This is a genomic window from Streptomyces sp. NPDC007875 (assembly GCF_042868035.1).
GTDB classification, from domain to species: domain Bacteria; phylum Actinomycetota; class Actinomycetes; order Streptomycetales; family Streptomycetaceae; genus Streptomyces; species Streptomyces antimycoticus.
The window spans coordinates 320,853-341,626 of sequence record NZ_JBIADZ010000005.1 but is presented as its reverse complement, the minus strand read 5'-3'; the positions used below and the strand labels follow the sequence as shown (position 1 = coordinate 341,626).

Sequence of the window (20,774 nt, the reverse complement as noted above, 5' to 3'; positions counted from 1 at the left end):
TCCCATCACACCCCTCGCACGCTGATTCATGAACGGAGACCTCGATGACCGACCAGTCCCCGGCCGCCCTGCTGCGGGCCGCCGCCGAGAAACTGCACGCCCTCGCCACCGCCGCCTCGACCGACACCGACGGAACCCCCACCGCCAACTGGCACACCGAACCCTGCTGGCCCGACGACCCCACACTCGGCCACCACCTCTACGGCGACCACCTCACCCGCGACGACGGCAGCACCATCTCCTGGCCGCTCCTGAACCGCGGCGGCTCACCCCACCGGCGGTCGTACATGCACGGCCAGCACGCCGAGTACGCCGCAGCCATGAACCCGGCCGTCGGCCTCGCCATCGCCGCCTGGCTCGACAGCGCAGCCGAGGACGCCGAGCAGATCGGCGCCGACCCTCGCGCCTTGGCCACAGCCCGCCGGATCCTCGGAGAGAAGTCGTGACGTGGCGTCCGGGACCGTCGCTGGCGCAGATGCGGGTGCTGGTCGACCGGGCCGAGCGGCAGCCGTTGACTGCGGTGGAGGCGCGCTGGTTCCGGCAGGGCCTGGAGTACCGGCGGGTTTGGCGGCAGGACGGCGCCGACCCGACCGGGATGTTCCAGCTGCGCCGTGCCCTGGCCGCCCTTCACCGCCCGGTGCTGCGGGCCGGTGTCGAGGTGTGCGGGGAGTGCTCGGGGTGGGACGGGAAGCGCTGCCGGGGGCTGGTGACGGAGTGGCCGTGCCCGACAGCGGAGGCCGCGGGGCTCGACGAGCAGCGGGGGGCGGCGTGATGGACGACCGTTGGGGCCCATCTCGCGGCTCACGTACCCGCGCCCGCTGCCTGACGCCGGAGCAGCAGGAGCTGGCGGATGACCTTCACGTCCGCGCGTTGGCGATACGTGCCGCGTCGGATGGCGAGTTGTCGATCCGGGAGGCCGTGCATCTGGCGGCCGTGCAGTTGGGTCTCGAAGCACCGCAAACCGACACAGAAGAGGCGGCCGAGTGATGCCTGCATCTTCCGTCAGCCCGGAACGACCGCCGAGAAGCCGCCTGTACGCCCCTGAGAGCGCCGAAACCCCCGTCGCTGGCACCAAGCGACGACCAGGTGTGCTGAACGGGCCGCAGGCGGGCGTGTAGAGCCTCGCCGCCCGCTGTCGCCCACACGTCCCTCCAACCCACCCACGGACGCCCCTGTGGTGCCCTCTGCTCCGCCGCACGGAACAAACAACCCATAACCGCATCAATCGAAAGCAGGAACCATGACCCGCAGACCCATCACCCTCGCCGCACTGACCGTCATCGCCGCCGCCGCCCTCACCGCATGCGGCCACAGCCAAATCCCCGTCGCCACCCCGCAGCCCGCCACCACCGCGCCGGTTGTCGACGTGACCGCCGACAGCGACACCACCGCGGCCATCGTCGACATCGTGTGGGCCGACACCGCCGAGTCCGACCGGGACGCCCTGTGTGACGGCATAGCGATGTTCGGCGTCGACTGGGCCGCCCAGCAGCTCGCCGAGGGTGCCGGCGACGACAGCCTCGACTGGGACATGGCCGCCCAGTTGGTCGAGGGGAAGTGCGATGAGCGCTGAGCCCCCGCTGGCCGAGCCGCGGGAGGCCGCCCCTGTGCAGCTCGCCCTCCCGCCCGAACTGCTCGCCGCGATGCTCCTGCCCGTGCCGATCCCGTCCGCGCGGCGCCGTGGCAGGCCAGTCCGCAGCGTGCCCGACATCAGCAACTACCAGCCCGAGGAGAATCCGTGATTCGCGAAGACAAGTTCCTGATCTCCCGCCGCCCCTACGCCGTCGACCTCAGCTCATTCCGCCACTCAGAGCGTGACCCCGACAAGACGTGGGCTTGGTACGCGGCCGACGCCGTCTGGTTCCGGGGCCGCAAGGCCGAACCCGTAGCCTGCGTCGGCACGCTCCGCACGATCATCGACGACCCGGCGCCCGCCGATGCCCGCGCATTCCTGGAGCGGTACACCGACGGCCGCTACGGCGGCGACACCGAGGGCCGTTGGGACGGCGAGAACTACTGGGGCGCGCAGAAGCCCGAGGTGATCGAGCAGCACTTGGCGCTGCTGCGGCCGATGCTCGCCAGCTACCCGGCCATCCCGGACGGCTACGACGGGTGGTGGAGGTTCTGATGGCGACTGTCGAGCCCGAGCCGATCCGCCGCAGCGACCTGCCGCCCATCCCGTCGCCCGAGTCCGAGTTCTTCACCTGGTTCCCCCTGCCGGATGGTGGCGGTGACATGGTGCGCGGCCAGCGGCATCGGGGTGTGCAGGTGCGCCGCCGTGTGACCTACGGCGACTGGGAGCCAGTACGCCCCGGCCGGTGGGCAGATGAGCCCGCATGTGACCACGACTCGCAGGTCATCGACCATGAAGGCGCGCAGCACTGGGCCTGCATGAAGTGCGGCCAGAACCTTGGACACATCGACGGTCCTGCGGCCAGTAACGACACGGCCGACCCTCCGCATCAGCCGCCACTCCACGCCCTGCTGGCCCGTCTGATCGCCGACGGCAGGCACCACGCCTACGCCGCCGCCCACTCGAAGGCCGAGGAACTGGCCCGCTCTCACGAGGGCTTCGCTGCCGGATTCCATGTGGCCGCCGTGTATGTGGCCGACCTCATCGCGACCGGGCGGGTCCGTGCTGACCAGCAGATCCGGGCTGAGGATGAGGTTGCGGCACGGCGCGTGGCGGACATCCCGAGCGTGGATCCCGCCCAGTGGGCCCGAGCGATCGGCGACGCCATCTACGGCACCCCCGCCGAGCGGACGCACATCGGCGGGAACGCCGAGGACTGCCCCGGCTGCCACGGCACCAACCCGCCCTACCCGTTCATCTGCCCCGGGCCGGACGAGCCGACCGCCTGACCCCGGACGTGCGTGTGCCGCACACCGGGGGAGGGGTGTGCGGCACGGGGCGGGTCAGGTGGTGGGCTTCTTGCGGGCCCGGGTTTTGGGCTTCGGTTCGCGTAGTGGGGGCACTCCTGCGGCGACTCCTAGGCGCCGGATGTGGTTGCGGTCGTAGGGGCTGGCGTCGGCGATGAGGCCGGGTGGGGCGCTGCGGTCCATGAGGTGTTTGACGATCCCCGCGTGGAGTTCGTCGCGTGCCCGTTCGAGTGCTGCCTGTTGCTCTTCGAAGGCTGTTGTGAGCTGGGCGATTTCGGTGAGGGCGGCGGCTTGGGCGTCGGGGTCGTAGGCGGTCATAACCTGATGATGCCACGTGGGGTTGCAACTGGGGTAGGCAAGTGGGTGCGATTCCGCGATGCAACAACGTTATGCATCTTGACGATGCAACATGAGGATGCAACTATGGAGTCATCGCCAAGGAAACAACGGCAGGGGAGACCGCAATGCAGACCACCGTCCGGCAGGCCAACACGGAGATCGCCCGCTTCCGCACTCTCGTCGGCCGACTGCGCAACGACTTCCTCAGGGTCACGAGGGTCGCCCGCACCGGCATCGGCCAGTACGAGATCGAGTGCGCCGCCTGCGGACAGGGCCACGGGACTTTCAAGTTTCAGTCGGACGCGACCGACGCCGCCCGCACCCACGCCAACCGCTGCGCCGCCTGACCTCCCGCCCGGCCTGATGGCCGCCCGGGTGCACGGCCAGACCGTGCACCCTGCGAGGCACTCAGCCCCCACCCCGCCGCACCACCAACCCGCAGAGGAGGCCCGTCATGGCCGCCGTAACTCCCGCCCCCGGCAAGCTGGCTGTCACTCTCTACGACATCGAGCAGCAGCGCGCCTCGAGCGTCATGAGCCACCAGCAGGCCGAACGGGACCTCGCCGTGTGCCGACGGCTCGGCGACACCCTCCAGGACTACGACACCACCGACCGCGCCGGGCGGCCCCTGCGAGTCGTCCTGCAGATCTGCGCCCCCCGTGAGGGCCTCGCCGACCTGGGCGGCGTGTACGAGTTCACCCGCTGAACCATCCCAGCCCCGTCCGGGATCCACAGCCGGTTCGAATCCGGTGCGGGGCACCCAGCCAGCCCAGCCCAACCAAGGAGCCCCAATGCCCGCACGCAGATTCAAGCGCGGCGACTACGTCCGCTACGACGGCAGCCTCGAACGCTTCCGCGGCACCTGGTGGACCGTCGACGAGGTCGTCACCGACCGCCGCAACCGCCTCCACGGCTACACCCTGACCGCCGACGGCATTGGCCGACTCCGACACGTCCAGCCCGGACACGTCTCCCAGCCCGCCCGCGACTGACCGCCCCCCCCGCCACGACCATCCAGAAGGAGACCCATGAACAACCCCGATGCGCCCGTGACCAAAGAAGAGTTCATGCGCATCCACAACATCGGCGACCCGGCCACACTCGCCCGGCTCATCGCCGAACACGAGGGCGACAAGGAGTTCGATCACTCCGGTTGCTTCCAGCCCCACCGCGACCGCAACGGCGAGTACATCGACTGCGACGGGCGGCCCCTGTGATCACCACCGTCCCCACCGTGTACGAGATCGCCGATCTGCTTCACGGCGCCCACCACACCCTTCGCCGAAACTGGCCGCAAGACCCGCCGCGCGGCATCCAGGATGCCCTCGACACCATTCAGCGGTCCGCCCGCTCCCTCGAGGGCTGGACCCCAGACTGCCAGTTCACGCCCACTGCCGGTGACATGTTCGCCGTCCACCACGGCGTGGCCCTTGCCCCCTACGGCGACGACAGCAGCTGCATCGCCCTCGGCCACATCGACCAGGAGCTGATGGTTCAGGCCGCGGGGGAGTTCATGCTCGACCTCACCGGCGAGCCCCTCACCCGTCGCCCCGCACACCGGGCCCGGCTGATAGACCGCGTGCGCCGCACGTGGGCCGTGTACTGGCGAACCGACCGTCAGTGGTTCGACTTCGACGACGACCAGCGCACCCCCGGCGCCGTGCCCGTGACGATCCTGCCGGGGGACTGACGTGCCGGTTTCCCGTTTCCCGCTCCGTCCCGGCCGACCGGCCGTGTTCCGCCGCGCGAACGGCGGCTGGGGCTGGACCTGCTGTTGCGGTACCGCCAGCCGTACCGGCTGCGCCCGGGCCGAGCGGCACAACGCGCCCACGCACGCCGAGGCCCTGCGCTCGGCTCTCGTCCACGTCGCCGTCCAGCACAAGACCCTCGCCGAGCTGGAGGTTGAGCTGCTGGAGCTGACGTACCAGCTGCCCGCCCACGAAAGGACCCTGCCGTGACCGAGCGCCCCACCGTCATTCACCAGACCCCGGACCAGCTTCGCGAGCAGCGCGCCAGACTCCTGGCCGAAGCCGGCCTCAGCTACGAGCAGCTGCGTGACCGGGCCACCACCTGGACACTCAGCCTTGAGCAGCAGGACATCTGGACCACCATCCAGGGCATCGACTACCTGCTCGACGGGACGGCGCCAGCAGAGCAGGAGGAGCAGTGAGCGCTCGCCCCGCTGTCCGGCTTCGACCAGCCAACAGTGGGGCGCACTGCTGTCGCATGCCAGCGGCAATTGCAATCTGCGCAGAGTTCCTCGATTAGCTGTCGAATAACAATCGCCACCAGGTTTTCCTGGGGCATGTCGCGTAGGAACCTCCGCGAGGTGATATCACCTTCGCTACGGTGGGTGCCATCACGACAGAGCAGAACCAAGCAGGCGGCAGTTAGGTATCCGTATGAGCGACGCGCCATGGACGATCGAACGCATCAGTGAAGCGCTTGGCAATCCTGCGCTGGCGCAACGCTTCCTCGGCGAGATCAACCGGGCGCCGGCCCACGAGCTGCTCACCGTGTTCGCGAAGTGGCGGCAGATCGCCTCGGACACGCTCGCGGCCCTCGAACAAGCAGACGAGATCATCGCCTGTGAATCTCGAGGCGAAGAGCCCCCCGGCCAATGGATCGACGGAACCGACCGGGTTCGGAGAGAAGCTGACCGGATCCGGGCACGCGGAGCCGCCTGACCTGGCACGCTATACAGCGTGTATCGGCTCAATTACCCGCATCATGTTGAGGCCGTCTGGGATTCCCTCCCCGACGACGCCCGCGCCGAGTTCGGCCGCGCCATCGCCTCGGTCTGCGAGGACCCCTTTGCGCACACCATGCCCCACGCCGGCGACGGGGACGTCAAGCGCCTCCTCATTCTCGACCACACCCGAGCCGTACTCGTCGTGATCAAATACCCGCAGCGGGTCCGCATCCTCGACCTCAAGCACCTCGGGTAAGTCGCACAGCGAAGCCCCCGACCCTCACGGCCGGGGGCCTTTTGCTGCCCAGGATGTCGTCGGCTACTGCGGTATGACCAATTGGATGCCAGGGAAGATCCAGTGCCCGTGGTCGCTCGAGGGCAAGCCGTGATCCTGTGCCGCCTGCTCGATCGTCTGCCGGTTGGCGTTGTAAATCCTCTTCCACTGGGAGGCGTCTCCGTACTCCTGCTGGGCGATGCCCGACAGAGTGTCTCCCCGGCTCACCGTGTAGTGAGCGACCCCTTCGCCGGTGTCCGGTCCTGTGCTGGGGCCCTCACTGCCAGCGATGTCGATGTTCCTGCCAGCGTCATCCTTCGCCTTCGTGATCTCGCAGCCAATGTTGCCTTGCGGATCAATGTCGCTGGACACACTCGTGGCGGCAACCTGTATCGGGTCGCTCGTCAAGCCCGCGTCCACGTTCGTCACGTACTGGTTTCGGGCCCAGCCCGCAGTGCTTCCACCCTGCGTAAACTTCACATCGACGGTGTAATCATGCGTGGTCGAGTCGGTGTTCTTGACGGTCACGATGCCGGTGGGCTCCGGATCTCCCGCATTGCCTTGCCCGACGCTGCAGTCACTCACCTCCGCTACCCCCGTGGAGTCAGCCTGAGCGGGGGCGGCCGACAGGAATGTCAGCGGCACGGCCAGCACGATCGCAGCAGCTGTTCGCCGGCCGAATGTCCGACGCATGGTCTCCTCCCTTCGGCTTGGCAACCAGCCGGAAGCGACCTCCTGCGGATTCGCCGGCCAGCGCCTCTCCTTCCATGCAACCGCCAAAGGTCGCAGCGCGGATCACCCAAGCGGGGGAGGTACGGCCACCTCACCGCCAGGCGCCGAGCCCCCACATGATCAGCGCCCAGCCGCCCACCACGACAACGCTGGCCATGGCCAGCCACACAAACACAGCCAGCGGCGGCGACCACGGCTCAGGCTTCTTCGGAGGCTCCACCGGGCAGCACTTAGAACAGTGCGGATCGTCAGGCATCCCTGCAGCATGCCGGGCGTGGGGCGGCCAGTGCCCCGTGAGAACGGGTAGCCCACCCGGACGAAGGAAGACGGCCACACACGTGCGAAAGGCCCCCACCCGCCCGGGTGGGGGCCCTGCTGCTGTTCCATCAGTCCGCCTGAGGCGGCCCCACATAGCCCGGCGAGCCCGCATGCTCCCTCAGCTCAGACTTCCAGCCCCCCGGCGGCTCAACATACCCAGACGTCGTACCGCAGCCTGTGCACGCCCACCTGCCGCCTACGCCATCCACCTGTGCCTCACAGCCGGTGCACGTGTACGTCGCGAAATACAGTTCGACCGTAGGCGGTGCCGCCCCCGAGGCCCCGCAGTTGCCGCACGACCATCCACCATCCGGCCCCTGGATAACGGTCGCGCCACAGTTGGTGCAGTTCATCGTGCCGCCTCCCCTCATCAGCCCTCACGGCCCGATTTTAGCGGCGGTCAGAGACTAGGGATTCACGGCAGACTGCTACGCGGCCAGAGCCTTGTCTGGTGGGAACTGGCGGACGCACCGCCTGCAATACAGCAACCGCGACCAGGCAGCCCGCGCCGCCTCCCGCTCTGCGGACTCCCGCCAGAACCATGCCACCGACCCGCCGGCCGCCAGCAACAGCACAACACCCAGCAGGATCGCTGGCGCCGAGCCCGTGGTCAGGCACAAGATGGCCACGGCCCCCAGTGCCAGCGAGACCACGTACCGGGCCTCATACGGTGGCGGCTGCGCCAAGGTCGCCTTCAACTCCGCGTCCTGCGACAGCGATCTCCAGAACTCTGCCAGGTTCAACACCTGGTTCGACTCGCTGCACTGTGGGCACGCCTGCGCCATCCCTGATCCCCCTCTGGTCAGAAGTAGGACAACAGGGTGGCGGCAGTAGTCTGCGCAGCGGGAGGGCTCGAATCGGCCAAGGTGACGAGAATCTGTTCAAATCACCGTTTCATCACAACGTCGCCCCATCCCGTCCATGCCTGCCACCATGCCCCCACGACGAACCAAAGGGGGGACAGTGCGCACATACTGGATCACGGCCATCTGCCTGGCCACGGGGCTCGCACTCGTCGGCTGCAGCAGCGACAAGCCCAGTCAAGACGAACTCGTACCCGGCTGCCTCAAAGCCCTCCGGGCCGACCCCGAAGCGTCAGCCACCCACCGGCCGGACGCCTGCAAAGGGCTCACCGAGGACAACTACAAGCTCGTCCTCATGAACTCCATCCTTCGAGACGAAGGCGCCATCGACGAGAACGGCGACGTCGACCCCGAATGGTTGCTCGACCAGTAGGCGGGAACAAGCAGAGGCCCCACCCGATCGGGTGGGGCCTCCGTGCTGTGCGATCACAGGATCGCGACCAGCCGGCGAATCTCCGTAGCGTGCGTCACCAGTTGGTCGGCGAACGCCAGCGCCGCAGCCTTCTGCAGGTTCGCGACCTCGCCCTCACCCGTTGCATCCAGGCCCAGGTAGGGCAGGCCGCGGTCGGTGTCGTTCACGAATGGCCACTGCCGGACCGCGGCGACCAGCACCTCCGTGACCCCGTTGAACTCGGGCGCCGCGAGTGCGATCTCCTCGCCCTCGTGGGAGAGGTCCTCCAAGAAGGCCAGATCCTCGGTCGAGTGATCCCGCACGCACCAGTTGGGGCACGGAACGGCGATCCGCTGGCCTCGGTACATGGCGGCGACGAGGCGCGGCGATGGGGGAGGGGTGACCGTCGGCACAGGCGCCGGGGCGCGCTCGTCCACTACAGTCATAGGGAAGCTCCAATCTCGACAGGGTTGGGTTTCTTGATCGGCGGACCGCGAACCCGCTGGTTCTTGCGACGACCGGGTGTTGGTAGCACCCGGTCGTTGTGCTGTTCGACAGTAGTGCGGGTCGAGATCAGGTCATCGAAAACCGGAACCTATCTGGGCCCTGTTAGGGGGTCTCACGGTTGAGATTCTCATCATCTCTGCAGGTCACTACCTGCGACTTGGTACTTGCAAGTTACGGCGAAGGCTCGAACCGCCTCACTGGATGTCCCCGAAGAAGTGACTGAAAAGCGCCCATTCAGTCTTTCCGGTGCAGGGCCTCGTCGAGGTACTCCTGCACCGGCCCGAAGAGGCCGTATGGCACGTACTCGGCGATCTCGCCGTGAGCCACCCAGGCGACCTCGGCGAGCTCCTCGTCATCGGCGACATGCGCCTCGCCCTCCAGGACCGAGCATGCCGTGTACGACATGAGCCGGCCCGTGTTCGGGTGCACGCGCTCGCCCAGCAGCTTGATCGCCTCGACGGTCAGCCCGGCCTCCTCCGCCGTCTCCCGCACAGCTGCCTGCTCCGCGGTCTCCCCGGCCTCGATCGCGCCGGCCGGGAACTGCCAGGACAGCTTCCCTTCCTTCACGCGGCGGCGGACCATGAGGACCCGGTCCCCCTCGACGATGATCGCGGCGGAGATGCCCGGCTGCTCGGTGGTGGTGTCGGTCATGCGGTCGCCTCCAGGGCCTCGAGGATCGGCGGATAGATACGGTCGGCGGGAATGAAGCGGGGGAGGGCGGCGATGGGCACCCACTGGACGTCGGCGTTCTCCAGCGGGTCCCGGTTCGTCGCCTCACCCATCAGGTGATCACAGAGGTAGTAGTCGGCGAGCACTCCGGTCTGTGGGTGCAGTCGGCCGCCGAGATGCTGGCGCACCGAGCAGTGCACCCCGGTCTCGGAGTGGGTCTCCTGCACGGCTACCGCCTCGGATGCTGCGCCGGGTTTCACGACCCCGGCTGGGAACTGCCATGTGAGAGCGTCGCTGCCGCGGCGGCAGACGAGCAGCACGTCGTTCTCGCGGATGACGATGGATATGGCGACGCGCAGGGCTTGGGCCTGCAGTGTTTCCTCTGGGGGACGTGTTAGGAGTGCGAACCGTCTGCGCACCGCCTCATCTGCCCTTCCGTATGCCGTGTCGAGGATCTGCTGCACCTCGATCCTGTGGGTCATCTCGGGGGCCGAGTGCCACCGAGAGATCGTGCGGACCGATATGCCGAGGTGCTCGGCGAACTGTTCGTGCGTCATCCGCATGGCCTCTTGGAGGAGGCAGGCGGTGCGTCCGGTCCATGTGTCAACGACGTCCACTATGGGGCTCCCGTGCTCTGGGTGCTCGGGTCTGTCAGGGCGGTGACAGGGCCGTGTCGCCGCGGTGTCCAGGCCGCCCGTTTTTCGTCCTGGCGGCGTCTGCTGCGTGACGTTCTACCGCGCCTGCGGGGGCCGTTGACTTGGGGCATGGCGAAGATTCCCTATCCGTCGTCTTCGGCGGCGGTCTCTGTGGGGCGCGGCGGGCGAGGTGGTAGCTCGTCGGTGTCGTGGACGAGCCAGCTGATGAATGCACAGATGTGCGAGTTCATGTCGGAGCCCAATGACGCCACGGCGGCTTGCGCCCGCGCGTATTGCTCCGGGTCGGGCCGGTATGTCCGGGCTGTCTTTGTGTGGACTCCATGGGGCATGGCGAAATCTTCGCATGGTGGATTGCCACCAGTCCATAGATGCGTCTATGTTGGTGGAGTGCCACCACGGAGGTGTCTTCCACCACCTCCTGGCATGAACGCAAAACGGCCCCGTCTCGGGCTTCCACACACCGAGACAGGGCCTAACCAACAGGTCCTTACTAGGGAGACCCTGATGGCCACGGCCAACTCTACTGCGGCGCCCGAGCGCGCCGATCACCCGGCACGTCTGCCGCTGACCGGACAGACACGCGCCGCATTCATCGCCCACTTCCTGGGTGCCCGCGCCGAGGGTCGCACCGACCTGGTGAAGGACATCCTCCTCGGCGCCAAGACCCACGACGCATCGCTCGCCGACGAGCTGCGCGGCATCCAGGCGGTGGGCTAATGACCGCCGAGACACTCGCCGGCCAGAAGCGGGCGCTGGATGCGGCGGCGACGATCGCCCGCCTGTTCCCGCACCTGCCCGCCGCTGTGATCCAGTCGTCGCACATCTATCCGGGCCAGCTCGACGTCAGCGTGCACGACAGCCTCGACCACTTCGAGGCGTGGCGGGCAGCGCTGGGGATCCTGCCGGAGTGGGCCGACCAGGGTTCGCAGCCGGGCAGCATGGTGCTCACCGCGAAGGGCCGGTTCGCCGGCGTCGAGGTCAAGCTGGTCGGCTACGCGCCGCTGCTTGAGGCGGTGGCGTGATGGCGTCCTTTGTGATCGTGACGGAGGACGGCTCTTGCTCCGAGGGCGAGGAGATGTCGTTCCCGGAGCTGCTTGTCGGCCGGGTGCGGCTGGAGTCGTACTCGCACGAGGGCGACTACGTGGTGCTGCACTTCGAGGGCGGCGTCGAGATGGCGGTTCCGGAGTCTCGGGTCCAGCACATCGTCTATCGGAAGCAGGTGGCGTGATGACGACCGCCGAGATGCTGCGTGAGCTGCCGGCCGGGGACTCCCGGAACCTGCCGATGCTGGACCGGATCGCCGAGGGTCTGCGGGCCCAGGGCGAGGACGTCGAGGTCGTGTATAACGCCCGCCGGGACGTGTTCCGGATCGTGCCGCGAGAGCAGGCAGTCCGGTGAGGACCAGTGGCGACCCGAAGCCACGCACGCCGGAGGAGGAGGCGGCCCGGAAGAAGCGGGTCGCAGCACTCCTCGCTCAGGCCGCCGAGGACTACCGCACCGGGTTCGGCAAGCCGAAGACCCAGTCGCAGAAGGCGCTCGCCGCCTAACCCCCTCGATCCGCCGGGCCCGGTGGTGCATCCCCCAGCCCCGGACCCGGCACCCCACCCCCTGATCGTCGTGCCCGCGGGTATTCCGATCCCCCGCGGCACCCGCGGGCACGACTCCCCGTCTCCCTGTCCCACCTCCCCTCCCCGCGTCCTGGCGTGGGGTGCGGTGGCCGGACAGTCCGGCAGTACTCCGAGGAGCAGCGCGACCCACGTCGTCCATCGAGAGAGGAAGTTCATGCCCAACAAGTGCAGCCCCAAGGTCGTTCTGCAGGACCCGGGTGACCGGCGTCAGCGTTTCGTGTGGCGCTGTTCGTGCGGCAAGTCCAACGAGGTCACCTGGTTCTCGACCGAGGCGGCGGCCAAGCGCGACGCCAGCAAGCACACCCGCTGACCACCCACCCCACCAACGAAGGGACCAGCATGACCCTCTGCAATGCGGCAGCCGACGGCGACACCACCCGGTGCCGGGGCTCCCGGACTGCTGTGACGGTCGGCCTGAACGGGGTCGGGGAGTTCACCGGCTGCGAGTTCCATGCCGCCCGCCGTCTGGCGTTCTGGCGCGACGGCTACGTGCAGGGTGACGCCGCGGCCCGCCGCCGGGTGCTCGCCGAGAAGCGGCGACTGATCGACGCCGCCAGCTGACCACCACTGCTGCCTGACGGCAGCCCGATCCGCAGGTCCCGTACCTGCGATGAGGGGGCCGTCCAGACCGAGCCGAACCACATCAACCCACGAAGGAGAAAGGCATGGCAAAGCCGGAGTGCTGGCTCTGCGGCTACGCGGACTGGGGCAAGGTCATCCCGCAGAAGACGCTGATCGGCACGAAGAACGTGTGTGCGGAGGGGACCGGGTGTTTCGCGGCCCGCGACCGCATCGCAGCAGCCGACAAGGCGCGCCGCAAGAAGAAGTGGCAGAAGCTGTTCGGCCCTCGCTGACCGCTGCCTGACGGCAGCCCATCGCGCCCGGCCTTGCACTCCGGGCGGCGGTGGAAAGCCCGCCAGACACCCCACCACCAAAACCAACTGGAGGAGTCGTTCCCGTGCACGCCTATTTGATCACCGCGAAGCCTGGTAGGTGGCGGCGGTTTGCCCGCGGGCTGCGGGTGTGCACGGTCCGCATCCTCGCCCTGCTCGTCATGGCCGCCCTCGCGACGGTCGTGTTCCCGCTCCGCTGCCTCCGGCCCGTCGTCATCTACCTGGCGACCCGGGCCGCGTGGCTGGAGCTGTGGGCCTCCTCCGTGACTGGCATCGGCCCCGTCGGGGCCGCGATCGGCTCCGGCTTGACCGACGAGTTCGTCAAGGAATTCCACCGCGCCCGCACCAGCGCCACCAACTGACCAGCCACTGACCCGAGAAAGGACTGAGCAGCATGACCACCTCCGTCGAGAAGGTCAACGGGACGCCCGTTGCCTCGCACGCCGAGCCGGGGTTCGATCCGCGCGCTCTGGCCGAGGCGGAGGCAATCCGGAAGCGCGCCAACGCCGAAGCCGAAGCGCTGCGCATCGAAGCCGAGGGCAAGGCCAAGGCTGCCGAGATCACCGCCCGTGAGGAGGCCAAGAAGCAGGCCATCCTCAACGAGCGGAACGCGATGAAGCTCGAGAAGGACAAGGCCGCCCACGACGCCTACCTCGCCGAGAAGGCCGAGAAGGCCGCCAAGGCCAAGGCCGCCGCCGAGAAGGCGGAGAAGGCTGCGGAGGAGGAGGCCGAACGGAAGGCTGCGCAGGAGGCCGAGCAGCAGCGCAGCGAAAGCCTGTGGAAGTGGGGTGCCCGCGGCATCTACCTCGTCGGGCTCGTGATCGCGGCGCCAGTCCAGTTCATCGCCTTCTGGGACCGGGAGCGCCCGTTCCTCGTCGCCGCCCCGGCCCTACTGGAGGGCCTGGCCCTGGTGCTCGCAGCCGGCGCCGCATGGGCGGTCGCCCACCGGCGGGACGTGCTGCCGTACCGCATCGGCATCATGCTCGGCGCCCTGCTCGCCGCCGGGATCAACATGTGGCACGGGTTGAAGGACCCGGCCATCGGTATCAACGCCGGTCTCATCGGCGCCATCGCCTCCCTCGGCGGGCCGATCGTTCTCATGGCCTACGAGCACGGCATCGCCCAGAAGGCCGATGGCATTCCCTCATACCGGGAGAAGCGTGCGGCCAAGAAGGAGAAGGAAGCCGAGGAGGCGGCGCGGACCAAAGCCAAGGCCGAGAAGCAGGCCGCCGACGCGAAGGCCAAGGCCGAGAAAGCGGCCCAGCAGCTGCAGGCGGAGACCGAGCAGAAGCGGCGCGATGAGGACCGTCAGAAGCACCACCCCGAGGTGTGGGAGGTGGCCGAGGCTCTGCGTTCAGCGCGCGGCTCCGCGACGGTCACCGAACAGATTTGGGCCGACGCCTGGCACCTCGTCAACGGCACCAGGAAGGTCGGCATCACCGCCGAAATCGAAGCCGATGCGCGCACCGCAGAGGCCCGCATGAAGACCGTCACCGAGATGCCGATACTGGGCGACTTGTCGCAGGTCGAATCCCAAAGGGGCCGTCGCGCCAAGCGCGACCCGGAGGCCCCCGACGGGCGCCGCAATAACGGGGGCACGCCGCCCCTTCGGCGGCCCGGTGACAGCCGACCGAACAGCCCGATCGCGAAGAAGCAGGCAGCCCTCGAACAGGCCGCCAGGAGCGCAGGAAACGCCGCCCGAGAGGAGCAGTCGTGAGCATCGAGACGACCCCCAGCACCCAGCCCGACGAGGCGTGGGAGAAGGTCATCGCGGGCGAGCTCGTCACCCCCGTCGACGACGAGGAGGACATCGCTCCGGGCGTCATCGAGGTCGTCCCCAACCGGGCGCCGGCCGTGTATCGGGCAGGGTCCGCAGCCATGCTCGTTGCCGCCAAGACCGGGCGCGCCGTCGGACTCGTCGCGCACCCCCTGTGTGTGGGACTCCAGTGGTTCGGCACCGGGGTCAAGGCGACCTCGATCCTCGGCTGGCGATACGTGCGTGCCCACGACCACCAAGAAGTCCTCGGCGGCATGTCCTCCGACACAGACTGGAACAAGGTGGAGCGCACCCGCGTCAAGCGGTGGAAGATCCTCGGCTGGACGGCCCTCGCCGCGGCGACGCTCAACACGGCCGGCTGGACGGCGCTCGTGGCCGCCGCCGACATGGATGTGTTGGAGGCTCTGACGGTCGCGCCGGGGTCCGAGGTGGCGGTTGCCTCTGCGGTGATGACTCTGTACGGCCGGTACCGGATCAACCATCCGGGCATCCCCGCCGGGCAGATCCTCGCCGATGAGGACCAGGAGTCGGACGACCCGGACGAGCCGTTCCCCCTCGCCTGGTGCACGGACGGCCAGCAGGTCGAGGAGTGCGTGTCCCGAGCCCTGTATGCGGAGGGCATCGAGACCCGCAGCATCCGGCTCCTCGCCTCGCACTCATGGGGGTGGGAGGTCGACATCACCCTGAAGGGCTCCACCCCCGGCAAGGTGAACGCGGTCGCCGACCAACTGGACACCCACTTCGACATCGCACAGGGCGGCACCCTGATCGAGCCGGACCCGGAGCGGTCCGCGCACATCACCCTCCGCCTGGTCACCTCCGACCCGTTCGCGAACATGCCCCGCCCCACGGTGCACACCCCGAACAGCCTGTCGGTGAAAGACGTCGTCGTGTACGGGCAGGGCATGGACGGGTCGCCGCTGGAGTTCCGGCTGCAGGGCCTGTCGATGCTGGTCATCGGGTCGTCTGGATCGGCGAAGACGAAGGGGGCCCTGCGGTCCCTCGCTGAGGCCATCACCGCCTGCCGGGACGCCATCGCCATCGAGATGGACCCGGCGAAGGACGGGCTTACGGAGTTCGAAGGCATCATGGCCGCGCCGCCGATCCGTGGCGGCAACGCGTGCACGGAGTGGCTGTCGCACCTGGTGCAGATCGCCCGCGCCCGCAACAAGGTCAAGTCGCGGCTCGACATGGGCGACCTGTGGAAGCCGTCCCGCGAGTACCCGTCGATCTTCGGCATCGTGGATGAGTTCATCTACCTGCCGCCGGAGGCGAAGGAGTTGGCGATTGAGCTGCTCCGCTTGGGGCGCGAGACCGGCGTGCATCTGATCTTTGCCGCGCAGGAGGCGACTGAGGATGCGCTCGGGGACGCCATCGCCTCCGCGGTCACCTACCGGATCATGCTGGCCTCCCGGTCGGAGGATGTCCGGCTGGCGTTCGGCAAGGGGGCCAGTGCCGATGGCTACCGGCCCGACCGGCTGCGGCCCGCGGTGGACGAGGTGCGGGTGTACGACGCTGGCAAGTTCTACATCAAGGGACCCGGCTTCCTGCGGCCGATCCAGTGGCGTTGGCACCGCCTGGAGCGGGACCAGATCCGGCAGGCCGTGGCTGACCGTGAGGCCGCGGGCCGTCCCTGGTTCGATCACGACAGCTTGGCTGAGGCGGACCTGCTGCACGTCATCTGCCGCGATGGTGGCGCGTCGTCCACAACCGCGGACCGGCTCGATGGGCTGGACGATCCACGGGCTGGGACGGTTGCAGCACTGCTGCGGTTGTTCGACTCTCGCGGTTCTGACTGGCTGCCTACGTCGTTGATCGTCGGCGCTGGTGTGGCGACGGACGCGACCGAATTGCAGGCGGACCTGGCCGGCTTGGTGAGGGGGGCGGTGTCGACCCGCCAGGACACCGGTGGTGGCCGGGTCCGAGGGTGGGAGCGCGCGGTCGCGGAACAAGCCGCCGCCGCCCTTTTTGCCCCGTCCCGTACCCCGTCCTGACCCCGACCAGGGGCCGTCCCGACCCCGTCCCGAGGCCGTCCGCCGTGAAGTGAGTGTCCGCAGGTGGGACGCCCTGTGGACGGGGGTGGGACGGGCTCCGGACGCCCTCTGGACACCCTATTGATCCGCATTTGTGAAGTTCGTCAAGGGAGTTGGTTGATCATGGCTGCGAAGCGGTCAACGGCACGGAAGCGAGCCACAAAGCGTCGCCAAACGATGGCGCCGCGCCGCCCAGTCGGCCGCAAACCGTCCCGCAAGGGCTGGCGCCGCAAGATGGTGATCAACGCCGCCAAGTGGGCCGACCGCCACGCCAGCGCCCACTTCGACACCCACCGCTCCAAGCGCGACGCGGCGATCATGCGGATCACCCACGAAGGCTGCCCGACCTGCCACGGCAACGGCCAGATCTTCATCAAGAAGAAGGACGGCTCATTCTCCGGCTCCAAGCCGTGCCCCGCGAAGCCGTCGAAGACCAAAGCCAGCAAGTGGCAGATCCACAAGGCCGCCCGGTTCGGCGCCGACCAGCGCTCCGGTCTCGTCGGCTGGAAGTGCCCCTGCGGCAAGCGTGAGAAGCCCCGCTACCGCGACGCCAAAGCCGCCACCAAAGCCCTCCGCACACACGAACGCAAGAAGCACGGCGGGATCACCGTCGGCGGTGCCTGGTACGCCCAAGTCCCTGAAGGCGTCCCCATGCCCACTGTCGATGCCAAGCCCGCCAAGAAGAAGACCACCCGTAACGCATCGCCGACCCGTACCCGGGTCAAAGCCGCCTGACCTTTCGCCGACTCCAAGGAGATCAACATGCCCACCGTCTACCGCAACAACCGCCGCGACATGAAGGCAATCCAGCGTGTCCCCAAGGGCACCGCCCTGTACGTGATCGAGAAGATCGACACCCGTGGCGCCCGCCGCTACGAGGACCCCAAGTTGTGCGCCCGCTACATCGTCACCCACCACAACGGGATCCTCGGCGGGGCCATGATCGGCTCCAAGTCGGTCGAGCAGCTGCTGGCCGAGCACGGCACCGTCTACACCTCGCAGCCCGACGGCGTGCGCGGCTACTGGGAGCCCAGCCCTCAGGTCGCCGGGCCTCTCGGCGACGACACCGAGCGGTACCTCGACGAGACCGAGATCCGCGGCTTGGAGAAGCAGGTCCGGGACGCCAACGACGAGCGCCGCAAGACCAAGCGGCACGGCCGCTGGATCTGACCCTGGCCGGGGCGCCCCCACCGCCTGGCAGCAAGCCGGGGCGCCCCACTCCTCCCCGACACCCCGAAAGGCCGTAGGAGGCCAATAGATGACCACAGCCATGCCCGACGCGGCAAGCCTGGATCAGGCTGGCCAGCAACTGATCGCCGAGATCGAACGATTCCTCGCCACCCGACCCGCGAAGCGTCCGGCCATTCCTGACCCGAAGCCGGCCCGCGGCAGCAGCTTCGAACTCCCGCCCGTGGACGAGTTGATCGCCGAGGCGGGGATCGTCACCGGCCCCGCACCCCGCCAGAAGAAAACCAAAGACCGCGGCCTGCCTGGTGGTGTGTGGAGGATGCTGCCCGACTGGGCCCTGTCCGCCCGCCGCGGCCCTCGGCGGCAGGTCACCGTCACCGAACACCTCCAGCTCACCGCACTCGTCATCCAGCGCTACGGCTGGTGCGGCAGCGGCCTCCGGTCCCGCTCCGGCCGGCGCTGCATTCTCGGCGCCCAGGCCGTCCTGTACCGGCTCGGCTACGGCGACCAGGACACCGCCATGGCCGCCGGGCGCGTCATGGACCGCATCCTCGCCGCCCGAGGCATCCGAGCCCACTACTACGAGTGGAACGACCACGCGGGCCGCGATGAAGGCGACGTGCTCTACCTGCTGCGCGAAGCCATCCAGTCGGCGGGGCAGTGATGTGTGAGCACTGTGGCAAGACCCAGAAATCCCACTGCCAGCGCTGCGGCTGCTGCAACCCCCGCGACGTCGAGCACCCCGACTGGTGCCCCGTCCAGCAGCGCCGCGAACGCGCCCGTAGTAAGGCACCTTTCCAGCGATAGGAGAAGGACGCTCATGCCCGAGCCGAAGTACGTCCTCACCGTCACGTCCCGCACCGGCAAGAAGGTCAACCAGATCACCGGAGCGTCGTCCGACTCGATCACCGTCTACGGCGACACCGATCTGCAGCGCCGCCTCAATGCCGCCGAGAACGACCCACGCGACCTCGACGTCACCTACCGGAGGATCGCGTGAACATCACTATCCACCGCCGCTTCGGGGGAGTCGACCGCATCGAGCAGCGCATCCGTCAGATCGGCGAGCAGGCTGGGCTGCTCGTTGTCCGCCATCTCGGCGGGCGCATGCCTGTGGTCGAGGTCGTGCTGTCAGATCGGCGGGGTGTCGTGTCGCTCGTACAGGAGGCTGACGTAGCGCTCGCTGGGGGTACCTCGCGGCACACGCGGGTCCTGGAGCGGGTTGTCACCCACTGGCGGGAGCGCCCCCTGGCTGGCACCACGCTCACACCCAGCGGTGCCTTGGTCGTCATAGACAGCAGTCGGCATCGCGACCTGCGTGAACTCGACCGCACGCTCGTTCACGAACTCACCCACTGCGTGCAACTGACCATGCCCGGCGCCCGAGAGAAGCACGTCAACTACGTGCGCCAGCAGATCGGCGTCACGAAGCATTCCAAAGCCGACGAGCGCGACTACGAGCGGCTGATGGACATGCGCGAGCAGCAAGCCGAAAACCTCGAATCCCTCGCCCGACAACTCCCGAAAGGACACTGAACATGGGCTGGACCATTTCTCACGCCGACAAGCACGGCGGCGTAATGCGCCCCTCGTACACCAGCATCAGCGAGCTCGGCCCGCATCTCGCACACGTTCTCTCTTCACGCGACTGGCGCAGCGTCGCGTTTCTCTTCGAGACACGGTCCGACGCCTGGATCACCATCAGCCACCGCGACGCCGGCCGCATGGCCCGAGTCCTGAGCACCGCGGCCAGTCACCGGCTCATGCCCACGGACCGGGCAGCAATTGTCGCCAAACTCGCCGCTGCCGCAGGCCGCGCCGCAGTTGCCCGTCAATCCTGGGAGTGGCGCTGATGGCCTCCAACCCGTGGAAGAAGGCCGCCAGCGTTGCCGACCTCGGCAACCTGATGGCCGACTGGCTGGAAGGGCGACACAACGCCTACTCGCCCAGCAGCCTGAGCAACGGGCCCGACGAAGAAACCCTGCACCTCGTGCCAATCCTCGCCGCCTGCAACCGGGCCGGATTCGTCACCACCGACTCGCAGCCCGGCGAGACGGGCGTCGGCGACGACGGAGTCCGATGGGAGCAACGCGCTGCCGCCACCGGCTGGGTAGCCGACGAGCGGCTCCTCGACCGCATTCGCCTCAACGCGCGGCGGGCCGGGATGGACATCGTCGCGCACCGGCCCGACAGCGGATGGCGCGACGGGGCAGTCGTCACCCGCATCGGCAGCAAGGGCTACACCTGGTTCGGCCGCACAGAAGGGCGCCGCAAGCAGGTCGCGTTCGAGTGGGCTGAGGTCGGCGGTCGGGCGGTGCGCGAACTCCGCACCTCCACCTACATCACCATCTTCGACCCCGTGTGGGGCCGCGACGACCGGCTGTGGCCCGCACTCGCCAACGCCGTAAGGGGCTAGCCATGGCCATCACATTCCGCAAGTCGATCCGCATCTTCCCCGGCGTCACCCTCAACCTGAACGCCAAGTCGGTGTCTTTCACCTTCGGGTTCCGTAACGGGCTCAAGCGCACCTACAGCAGCACCGGCAGGGTCACCACCAGCTGCGACCTGCCCGGCCCGTTCGGGTGGCGAAGGACGACCACTCGGCGTAGGCGCGGCAACTAACCCCGCACACCGCATCCGGCGACGACCCTGCCAGCGAAGGCCCATCCGACGGCTGACCGCCTCGGCCCCCGCACCCTCATCGAGCAACCAGGAAGGACACCAGTGAACAAGAAGCTCGCCGACGCACTCAAGCGCGACGACCAGCGTGAGGCCGCCGGAATGCACGCCGACGACCGCGACACCTGCTACACGCACCAGTGCTGGGCCACCGAATGCGAGAACCAGCACCGGCGCCCGACCGCCGGAAGGCTGCTCGCCGAAGCCCGCGAACTCGAAGGCATCCGCTTCACCAACCGCAACCAGTAGAGGAGA

Annotated in this window: 44 protein-coding genes; 37 read left to right on the top strand and 7 right to left on the bottom strand. The window is 68.4% G+C overall.

Features of this window, described 5'->3' with window-relative positions; translation table 11 throughout:
• Nucleotides 1-44: 44 nt before the first annotated feature.
• From ACFYOY_RS13570 to ACFYOY_RS13540, 7 genes are all read left to right on the top strand, one after another.
• On the top strand, nucleotides 45-446 hold the full coding sequence (locus ACFYOY_RS13570; protein ID WP_388586891.1) for a hypothetical protein: 402 nt from the start codon (nucleotides 45-47) through the stop codon (nucleotides 444-446).
• The gene (locus ACFYOY_RS13565; RefSeq protein WP_388586888.1) at nucleotides 443-772 is read left to right on the top strand and encodes a hypothetical protein; all 330 of its coding nucleotides are present in this window, start codon (nucleotides 443-445) and stop codon (nucleotides 770-772) included. Before ACFYOY_RS13570 ends, ACFYOY_RS13565 begins: the two co-directional genes overlap by 4 nt.
• On the top strand, nucleotides 772-987 hold the full coding sequence (locus tag ACFYOY_RS13560; protein WP_388586885.1) for a hypothetical protein: 216 nt from the start codon (nucleotides 772-774) through the stop codon (nucleotides 985-987). The genes ACFYOY_RS13565 and ACFYOY_RS13560 overlap by 1 nt, the downstream gene beginning before the upstream one ends.
• Nucleotides 988-1,240: 253 nt before the next feature.
• Nucleotides 1,241-1,573: a hypothetical protein gene (locus ACFYOY_RS13555; RefSeq protein ID WP_388586883.1), complete on the top strand. Its 333-nt coding sequence runs from the start codon at nucleotides 1,241-1,243 to the stop codon at nucleotides 1,571-1,573.
• Nucleotides 1,563-1,742 carry a hypothetical protein gene (locus ACFYOY_RS13550; RefSeq protein WP_388586880.1) on the top strand — a complete coding sequence of 60 codons (180 nt, stop codon included), beginning with the start codon at nucleotides 1,563-1,565 and terminating at the stop codon, nucleotides 1,740-1,742. The genes ACFYOY_RS13555 and ACFYOY_RS13550 overlap by 11 nt, the downstream gene beginning before the upstream one ends.
• Nucleotides 1,739-2,128 (top strand): hypothetical protein, encoded by a 390-nt coding sequence (locus ACFYOY_RS13545; RefSeq protein ID WP_388586877.1) that lies wholly within the window; start codon nucleotides 1,739-1,741, stop codon nucleotides 2,126-2,128. Before ACFYOY_RS13550 ends, ACFYOY_RS13545 begins: the two co-directional genes overlap by 4 nt.
• On the top strand, nucleotides 2,128-2,862 hold the full coding sequence (locus ACFYOY_RS13540) for a hypothetical protein (protein ID WP_388586874.1): 735 nt from the start codon (nucleotides 2,128-2,130) through the stop codon (nucleotides 2,860-2,862). The genes ACFYOY_RS13545 and ACFYOY_RS13540 overlap by 1 nt, the downstream gene beginning before the upstream one ends.
• 54 nt (nucleotides 2,863-2,916) lie before the next feature.
• Here ACFYOY_RS13540 and ACFYOY_RS13535 read toward each other — a convergent pair whose 3' ends face one another.
• Nucleotides 2,917-3,198: a hypothetical protein gene (locus ACFYOY_RS13535; protein WP_388586871.1), complete on the bottom strand. Its 282-nt coding sequence runs from the start codon at nucleotides 3,196-3,198 to the stop codon at nucleotides 2,917-2,919.
• 146 nt (nucleotides 3,199-3,344) lie between these two features.
• On the opposite strand from ACFYOY_RS13535, the gene ACFYOY_RS13530 reads away from it, so the two are divergent.
• The 9 genes from ACFYOY_RS13530 to ACFYOY_RS13490 all read left to right on the top strand — a co-directional run bounded on the left by ACFYOY_RS13530 (nucleotide 3,345) and on the right by ACFYOY_RS13490 (nucleotide 6,167).
• Nucleotides 3,345-3,566, top strand: a complete 222-nt coding sequence (locus ACFYOY_RS13530) for a hypothetical protein (RefSeq protein WP_388586868.1) — start codon at nucleotides 3,345-3,347, stop codon at nucleotides 3,564-3,566.
• 107 nt (nucleotides 3,567-3,673) lie between these two features.
• Nucleotides 3,674-3,925 carry a hypothetical protein gene (locus ACFYOY_RS13525; protein WP_388586866.1) on the top strand — a complete coding sequence of 84 codons (252 nt, stop codon included), beginning with the start codon at nucleotides 3,674-3,676 and terminating at the stop codon, nucleotides 3,923-3,925.
• 85 nt (nucleotides 3,926-4,010) lie between these two features.
• Nucleotides 4,011-4,211, top strand: a complete 201-nt coding sequence (locus ACFYOY_RS13520; protein WP_388586863.1) for a hypothetical protein — start codon at nucleotides 4,011-4,013, stop codon at nucleotides 4,209-4,211.
• Nucleotides 4,212-4,247: 36 nt separating this feature from the next.
• Entirely contained in the window at nucleotides 4,248-4,436 is a 189-nt protein-coding gene (locus tag ACFYOY_RS13515; RefSeq protein ID WP_388586860.1) for a hypothetical protein, read from the top strand.
• Nucleotides 4,433-4,909 carry a hypothetical protein gene (locus tag ACFYOY_RS13510; RefSeq protein ID WP_388586857.1) on the top strand — a complete coding sequence of 159 codons (477 nt, stop codon included), beginning with the start codon at nucleotides 4,433-4,435 and terminating at the stop codon, nucleotides 4,907-4,909. Before ACFYOY_RS13515 ends, ACFYOY_RS13510 begins: the two co-directional genes overlap by 4 nt.
• Nucleotide 4,910: 1 nt before the next feature.
• Nucleotides 4,911-5,177 carry a hypothetical protein gene (locus tag ACFYOY_RS13505; RefSeq protein WP_388586855.1) on the top strand — a complete coding sequence of 89 codons (267 nt, stop codon included), beginning with the start codon at nucleotides 4,911-4,913 and terminating at the stop codon, nucleotides 5,175-5,177.
• A complete protein-coding gene (locus ACFYOY_RS13500) occupies nucleotides 5,174-5,389 on the top strand; it encodes a hypothetical protein (protein WP_388586852.1) in 216 nt (71 codons plus the stop codon). Before ACFYOY_RS13505 ends, ACFYOY_RS13500 begins: the two co-directional genes overlap by 4 nt.
• 232 nt (nucleotides 5,390-5,621) lie before the next feature.
• Nucleotides 5,622-5,906, top strand: a complete 285-nt coding sequence (locus ACFYOY_RS13495) for a hypothetical protein (RefSeq protein WP_388586849.1) — start codon at nucleotides 5,622-5,624, stop codon at nucleotides 5,904-5,906.
• An 18-nt stretch (nucleotides 5,907-5,924) separates the two neighbouring features.
• Nucleotides 5,925-6,167, top strand: a complete 243-nt coding sequence (locus tag ACFYOY_RS13490; protein ID WP_388586846.1) for a hypothetical protein — start codon at nucleotides 5,925-5,927, stop codon at nucleotides 6,165-6,167.
• Nucleotides 6,168-6,230: 63 nt separating this feature from the next.
• Here ACFYOY_RS13490 and ACFYOY_RS13485 read toward each other — a convergent pair whose 3' ends face one another.
• The 3 genes from ACFYOY_RS13485 to ACFYOY_RS13475 form a co-directional block, all read right to left on the bottom strand.
• Nucleotides 6,231-6,878, bottom strand: a complete 648-nt coding sequence (locus ACFYOY_RS13485; RefSeq protein ID WP_388586843.1) for a LysM peptidoglycan-binding domain-containing protein — start codon at nucleotides 6,876-6,878, stop codon at nucleotides 6,231-6,233.
• Between the two features lie 130 nt (nucleotides 6,879-7,008).
• Entirely contained in the window at nucleotides 7,009-7,173 is a 165-nt protein-coding gene (locus tag ACFYOY_RS13480) for a hypothetical protein (protein ID WP_388586840.1), read from the bottom strand.
• Between the two features lie 490 nt (nucleotides 7,174-7,663).
• Nucleotides 7,664-8,020 (bottom strand): hypothetical protein, encoded by a 357-nt coding sequence (locus tag ACFYOY_RS13475; RefSeq protein WP_388586837.1) that lies wholly within the window; start codon nucleotides 8,018-8,020, stop codon nucleotides 7,664-7,666.
• Nucleotides 8,021-8,198: 178 nt separating this feature from the next.
• On the opposite strand from ACFYOY_RS13475, the gene ACFYOY_RS13470 reads away from it, so the two are divergent.
• Nucleotides 8,199-8,471, top strand: a complete 273-nt coding sequence (locus ACFYOY_RS13470; protein ID WP_388586835.1) for a hypothetical protein — start codon at nucleotides 8,199-8,201, stop codon at nucleotides 8,469-8,471.
• 53 nt (nucleotides 8,472-8,524) lie between these two features.
• On the opposite strand, the gene ACFYOY_RS13465 is transcribed toward ACFYOY_RS13470, so the two are convergent.
• The 3 genes from ACFYOY_RS13465 to ACFYOY_RS13455 all read right to left on the bottom strand — a co-directional run bounded on the left by ACFYOY_RS13465 (nucleotide 8,525) and on the right by ACFYOY_RS13455 (nucleotide 10,282).
• The gene (locus tag ACFYOY_RS13465) at nucleotides 8,525-8,935 is read right to left on the bottom strand and encodes a DUF6907 domain-containing protein (RefSeq protein WP_388586832.1); all 411 of its coding nucleotides are present in this window, start codon (nucleotides 8,933-8,935) and stop codon (nucleotides 8,525-8,527) included.
• A gap of 295 nt (nucleotides 8,936-9,230) precedes the next feature.
• Nucleotides 9,231-9,647, bottom strand: coding sequence for an NUDIX hydrolase (locus ACFYOY_RS13460; protein ID WP_388586829.1), 417 nt, complete (start codon nucleotides 9,645-9,647; stop codon nucleotides 9,231-9,233).
• Nucleotides 9,644-10,282 carry an NUDIX domain-containing protein gene (locus ACFYOY_RS13455; protein ID WP_388586826.1) on the bottom strand — a complete coding sequence of 213 codons (639 nt, stop codon included), beginning with the start codon at nucleotides 10,280-10,282 and terminating at the stop codon, nucleotides 9,644-9,646. Before ACFYOY_RS13455 ends, ACFYOY_RS13460 begins: the two co-directional genes overlap by 4 nt.
• A 543-nt stretch (nucleotides 10,283-10,825) precedes the next feature.
• Here ACFYOY_RS13455 and ACFYOY_RS13450 point away from each other — a divergent pair.
• The 20 genes from ACFYOY_RS13450 (at nucleotide 10,826) to ACFYOY_RS13355 (ending at nucleotide 20,768) form a co-directional block, all read left to right on the top strand.
• Nucleotides 10,826-11,038, top strand: a complete 213-nt coding sequence (locus ACFYOY_RS13450) for a hypothetical protein (protein WP_388586823.1) — start codon at nucleotides 10,826-10,828, stop codon at nucleotides 11,036-11,038.
• On the top strand, nucleotides 11,038-11,343 hold the full coding sequence (locus ACFYOY_RS13445) for a hypothetical protein (RefSeq protein WP_388586820.1): 306 nt from the start codon (nucleotides 11,038-11,040) through the stop codon (nucleotides 11,341-11,343). Before ACFYOY_RS13450 ends, ACFYOY_RS13445 begins: the two co-directional genes overlap by 1 nt.
• Nucleotides 11,343-11,549, top strand: coding sequence for a hypothetical protein (locus tag ACFYOY_RS13440; protein ID WP_388586817.1), 207 nt, complete (start codon nucleotides 11,343-11,345; stop codon nucleotides 11,547-11,549). The genes ACFYOY_RS13445 and ACFYOY_RS13440 overlap by 1 nt, the downstream gene beginning before the upstream one ends.
• Nucleotides 11,549-11,719, top strand: a complete 171-nt coding sequence (locus tag ACFYOY_RS13435) for a hypothetical protein (protein WP_388586814.1) — start codon at nucleotides 11,549-11,551, stop codon at nucleotides 11,717-11,719. Before ACFYOY_RS13440 ends, ACFYOY_RS13435 begins: the two co-directional genes overlap by 1 nt.
• On the top strand, nucleotides 11,716-11,868 hold the full coding sequence (locus ACFYOY_RS13430; RefSeq protein WP_388586811.1) for a hypothetical protein: 153 nt from the start codon (nucleotides 11,716-11,718) through the stop codon (nucleotides 11,866-11,868). Before ACFYOY_RS13435 ends, ACFYOY_RS13430 begins: the two co-directional genes overlap by 4 nt.
• 235 nt (nucleotides 11,869-12,103) lie before the next feature.
• Nucleotides 12,104-12,259: a hypothetical protein gene (locus tag ACFYOY_RS13425; RefSeq protein WP_388586808.1), complete on the top strand. Its 156-nt coding sequence runs from the start codon at nucleotides 12,104-12,106 to the stop codon at nucleotides 12,257-12,259.
• A gap of 29 nt (nucleotides 12,260-12,288) precedes the next feature.
• Nucleotides 12,289-12,510, top strand: a complete 222-nt coding sequence (locus ACFYOY_RS13420) for a hypothetical protein (RefSeq protein WP_388586806.1) — start codon at nucleotides 12,289-12,291, stop codon at nucleotides 12,508-12,510.
• Nucleotides 12,511-12,614: 104 nt separating this feature from the next.
• Nucleotides 12,615-12,803 carry a hypothetical protein gene (locus tag ACFYOY_RS13415; RefSeq protein WP_388586803.1) on the top strand — a complete coding sequence of 63 codons (189 nt, stop codon included), beginning with the start codon at nucleotides 12,615-12,617 and terminating at the stop codon, nucleotides 12,801-12,803.
• Between the two features lie 104 nt (nucleotides 12,804-12,907).
• The gene (locus ACFYOY_RS13410) at nucleotides 12,908-13,204 is read left to right on the top strand and encodes a hypothetical protein (RefSeq protein WP_388586800.1); all 297 of its coding nucleotides are present in this window, start codon (nucleotides 12,908-12,910) and stop codon (nucleotides 13,202-13,204) included.
• Between the two features lie 32 nt (nucleotides 13,205-13,236).
• Nucleotides 13,237-14,559 carry a hypothetical protein gene (locus ACFYOY_RS13405; RefSeq protein ID WP_388586797.1) on the top strand — a complete coding sequence of 441 codons (1,323 nt, stop codon included), beginning with the start codon at nucleotides 13,237-13,239 and terminating at the stop codon, nucleotides 14,557-14,559.
• Complete coding sequence (locus ACFYOY_RS13400) at nucleotides 14,556-16,613, top strand: hypothetical protein (protein ID WP_388586794.1); 2,058 nt, start codon at nucleotides 14,556-14,558, stop codon at nucleotides 16,611-16,613. Before ACFYOY_RS13405 ends, ACFYOY_RS13400 begins: the two co-directional genes overlap by 4 nt.
• Before the next feature lie 216 nt (nucleotides 16,614-16,829).
• Nucleotides 16,830-17,387, top strand: a complete 558-nt coding sequence (locus tag ACFYOY_RS13395; RefSeq protein WP_388586791.1) for a hypothetical protein — start codon at nucleotides 16,830-16,832, stop codon at nucleotides 17,385-17,387.
• Between the two features lie 27 nt (nucleotides 17,388-17,414).
• Nucleotides 17,415-17,822 (top strand): hypothetical protein, encoded by a 408-nt coding sequence (locus ACFYOY_RS13390; protein WP_388586788.1) that lies wholly within the window; start codon nucleotides 17,415-17,417, stop codon nucleotides 17,820-17,822.
• Nucleotides 17,823-17,910: 88 nt separating this feature from the next.
• Entirely contained in the window at nucleotides 17,911-18,504 is a 594-nt protein-coding gene (locus ACFYOY_RS13385; RefSeq protein ID WP_388586785.1) for a hypothetical protein, read from the top strand.
• Nucleotides 18,505-18,660: 156 nt separating this feature from the next.
• Complete coding sequence (locus tag ACFYOY_RS13380) at nucleotides 18,661-18,840, top strand: hypothetical protein (RefSeq protein ID WP_388586782.1); 180 nt, start codon at nucleotides 18,661-18,663, stop codon at nucleotides 18,838-18,840.
• A complete protein-coding gene (locus tag ACFYOY_RS13375) occupies nucleotides 18,837-19,376 on the top strand; it encodes a hypothetical protein (protein ID WP_388586780.1) in 540 nt (179 codons plus the stop codon). The genes ACFYOY_RS13380 and ACFYOY_RS13375 overlap by 4 nt, the downstream gene beginning before the upstream one ends.
• A 2-nt stretch (nucleotides 19,377-19,378) precedes the next feature.
• On the top strand, nucleotides 19,379-19,693 hold the full coding sequence (locus ACFYOY_RS13370; RefSeq protein ID WP_388586777.1) for a hypothetical protein: 315 nt from the start codon (nucleotides 19,379-19,381) through the stop codon (nucleotides 19,691-19,693).
• The gene (locus ACFYOY_RS13365) at nucleotides 19,693-20,256 is read left to right on the top strand and encodes a DUF6919 domain-containing protein (RefSeq protein ID WP_388586774.1); all 564 of its coding nucleotides are present in this window, start codon (nucleotides 19,693-19,695) and stop codon (nucleotides 20,254-20,256) included. Before ACFYOY_RS13370 ends, ACFYOY_RS13365 begins: the two co-directional genes overlap by 1 nt.
• Nucleotides 20,257-20,258: 2 nt before the next feature.
• Nucleotides 20,259-20,462: a DUF4236 domain-containing protein gene (locus ACFYOY_RS13360; protein ID WP_388586771.1), complete on the top strand. Its 204-nt coding sequence runs from the start codon at nucleotides 20,259-20,261 to the stop codon at nucleotides 20,460-20,462.
• A gap of 102 nt (nucleotides 20,463-20,564) precedes the next feature.
• A complete protein-coding gene (locus ACFYOY_RS13355) occupies nucleotides 20,565-20,768 on the top strand; it encodes a hypothetical protein (protein WP_388586768.1) in 204 nt (67 codons plus the stop codon).
• Nucleotides 20,769-20,774 lie beyond the last annotated feature (6 nt).

Bases quoted from the DNA above. Each gene is read 5' to 3' on its own strand.
- ACFYOY_RS13570 (WP_388586891.1), top strand. From the start codon at position 45: ATGACCGACCAGTCCCCGGCCGCCCTGCTGCGGGCCGCCGCCGAGAAA.
- ACFYOY_RS13560 (WP_388586885.1), top strand. From the start codon at position 772: ATGGACGACCGTTGGGGCCCATCTCGCGGCTCACGTACCCGCGCCCGC.
- ACFYOY_RS13555 (WP_388586883.1), top strand. From the start codon at position 1,241: ATGACCCGCAGACCCATCACCCTCGCCGCACTGACCGTCATCGCCGCC.
- ACFYOY_RS13550 (WP_388586880.1), top strand. From the start codon at position 1,563: ATGAGCGCTGAGCCCCCGCTGGCCGAGCCGCGGGAGGCCGCCCCTGTG.
- ACFYOY_RS13540 (WP_388586874.1), top strand. From the start codon at position 2,128: ATGGCGACTGTCGAGCCCGAGCCGATCCGCCGCAGCGACCTGCCGCCC.
- ACFYOY_RS13535 (WP_388586871.1), bottom strand. From the start codon at position 3,198: ATGACCGCCTACGACCCCGACGCCCAAGCCGCCGCCCTCACCGAAATC.
- ACFYOY_RS13530 (WP_388586868.1), top strand. From the start codon at position 3,345: ATGCAGACCACCGTCCGGCAGGCCAACACGGAGATCGCCCGCTTCCGC.
- ACFYOY_RS13525 (WP_388586866.1), top strand. From the start codon at position 3,674: ATGGCCGCCGTAACTCCCGCCCCCGGCAAGCTGGCTGTCACTCTCTAC.
- ACFYOY_RS13520 (WP_388586863.1), top strand. From the start codon at position 4,011: ATGCCCGCACGCAGATTCAAGCGCGGCGACTACGTCCGCTACGACGGC.
- ACFYOY_RS13515 (WP_388586860.1), top strand. From the start codon at position 4,248: ATGAACAACCCCGATGCGCCCGTGACCAAAGAAGAGTTCATGCGCATC.
- ACFYOY_RS13495 (WP_388586849.1), top strand. From the start codon at position 5,622: ATGAGCGACGCGCCATGGACGATCGAACGCATCAGTGAAGCGCTTGGC.
- ACFYOY_RS13485 (WP_388586843.1), bottom strand. From the start codon at position 6,878: ATGCGTCGGACATTCGGCCGGCGAACAGCTGCTGCGATCGTGCTGGCC.
- ACFYOY_RS13480 (WP_388586840.1), bottom strand. From the start codon at position 7,173: ATGCCTGACGATCCGCACTGTTCTAAGTGCTGCCCGGTGGAGCCTCCG.
- ACFYOY_RS13475 (WP_388586837.1), bottom strand. From the start codon at position 8,020: ATGGCGCAGGCGTGCCCACAGTGCAGCGAGTCGAACCAGGTGTTGAAC.
- ACFYOY_RS13465 (WP_388586832.1), bottom strand. From the start codon at position 8,935: ATGACTGTAGTGGACGAGCGCGCCCCGGCGCCTGTGCCGACGGTCACC.
- ACFYOY_RS13460 (WP_388586829.1), bottom strand. From the start codon at position 9,647: ATGACCGACACCACCACCGAGCAGCCGGGCATCTCCGCCGCGATCATC.
- ACFYOY_RS13450 (WP_388586823.1), top strand. From the start codon at position 10,826: ATGGCCACGGCCAACTCTACTGCGGCGCCCGAGCGCGCCGATCACCCG.
- ACFYOY_RS13445 (WP_388586820.1), top strand. From the start codon at position 11,038: ATGACCGCCGAGACACTCGCCGGCCAGAAGCGGGCGCTGGATGCGGCG.
- ACFYOY_RS13440 (WP_388586817.1), top strand. From the start codon at position 11,343: ATGGCGTCCTTTGTGATCGTGACGGAGGACGGCTCTTGCTCCGAGGGC.
- ACFYOY_RS13435 (WP_388586814.1), top strand. From the start codon at position 11,549: ATGACGACCGCCGAGATGCTGCGTGAGCTGCCGGCCGGGGACTCCCGG.
- ACFYOY_RS13425 (WP_388586808.1), top strand. From the start codon at position 12,104: ATGCCCAACAAGTGCAGCCCCAAGGTCGTTCTGCAGGACCCGGGTGAC.
- ACFYOY_RS13420 (WP_388586806.1), top strand. From the start codon at position 12,289: ATGACCCTCTGCAATGCGGCAGCCGACGGCGACACCACCCGGTGCCGG.
- ACFYOY_RS13415 (WP_388586803.1), top strand. From the start codon at position 12,615: ATGGCAAAGCCGGAGTGCTGGCTCTGCGGCTACGCGGACTGGGGCAAG.
- ACFYOY_RS13405 (WP_388586797.1), top strand. From the start codon at position 13,237: ATGACCACCTCCGTCGAGAAGGTCAACGGGACGCCCGTTGCCTCGCAC.
- ACFYOY_RS13395 (WP_388586791.1), top strand. From the start codon at position 16,830: ATGGCGCCGCGCCGCCCAGTCGGCCGCAAACCGTCCCGCAAGGGCTGG.
- ACFYOY_RS13390 (WP_388586788.1), top strand. From the start codon at position 17,415: ATGCCCACCGTCTACCGCAACAACCGCCGCGACATGAAGGCAATCCAG.
- ACFYOY_RS13385 (WP_388586785.1), top strand. From the start codon at position 17,911: ATGACCACAGCCATGCCCGACGCGGCAAGCCTGGATCAGGCTGGCCAG.
- ACFYOY_RS13380 (WP_388586782.1), top strand. From the start codon at position 18,661: ATGCCCGAGCCGAAGTACGTCCTCACCGTCACGTCCCGCACCGGCAAG.
- ACFYOY_RS13370 (WP_388586777.1), top strand. From the start codon at position 19,379: ATGGGCTGGACCATTTCTCACGCCGACAAGCACGGCGGCGTAATGCGC.
- ACFYOY_RS13365 (WP_388586774.1), top strand. From the start codon at position 19,693: ATGGCCTCCAACCCGTGGAAGAAGGCCGCCAGCGTTGCCGACCTCGGC.
- ACFYOY_RS13360 (WP_388586771.1), top strand. From the start codon at position 20,259: ATGGCCATCACATTCCGCAAGTCGATCCGCATCTTCCCCGGCGTCACC.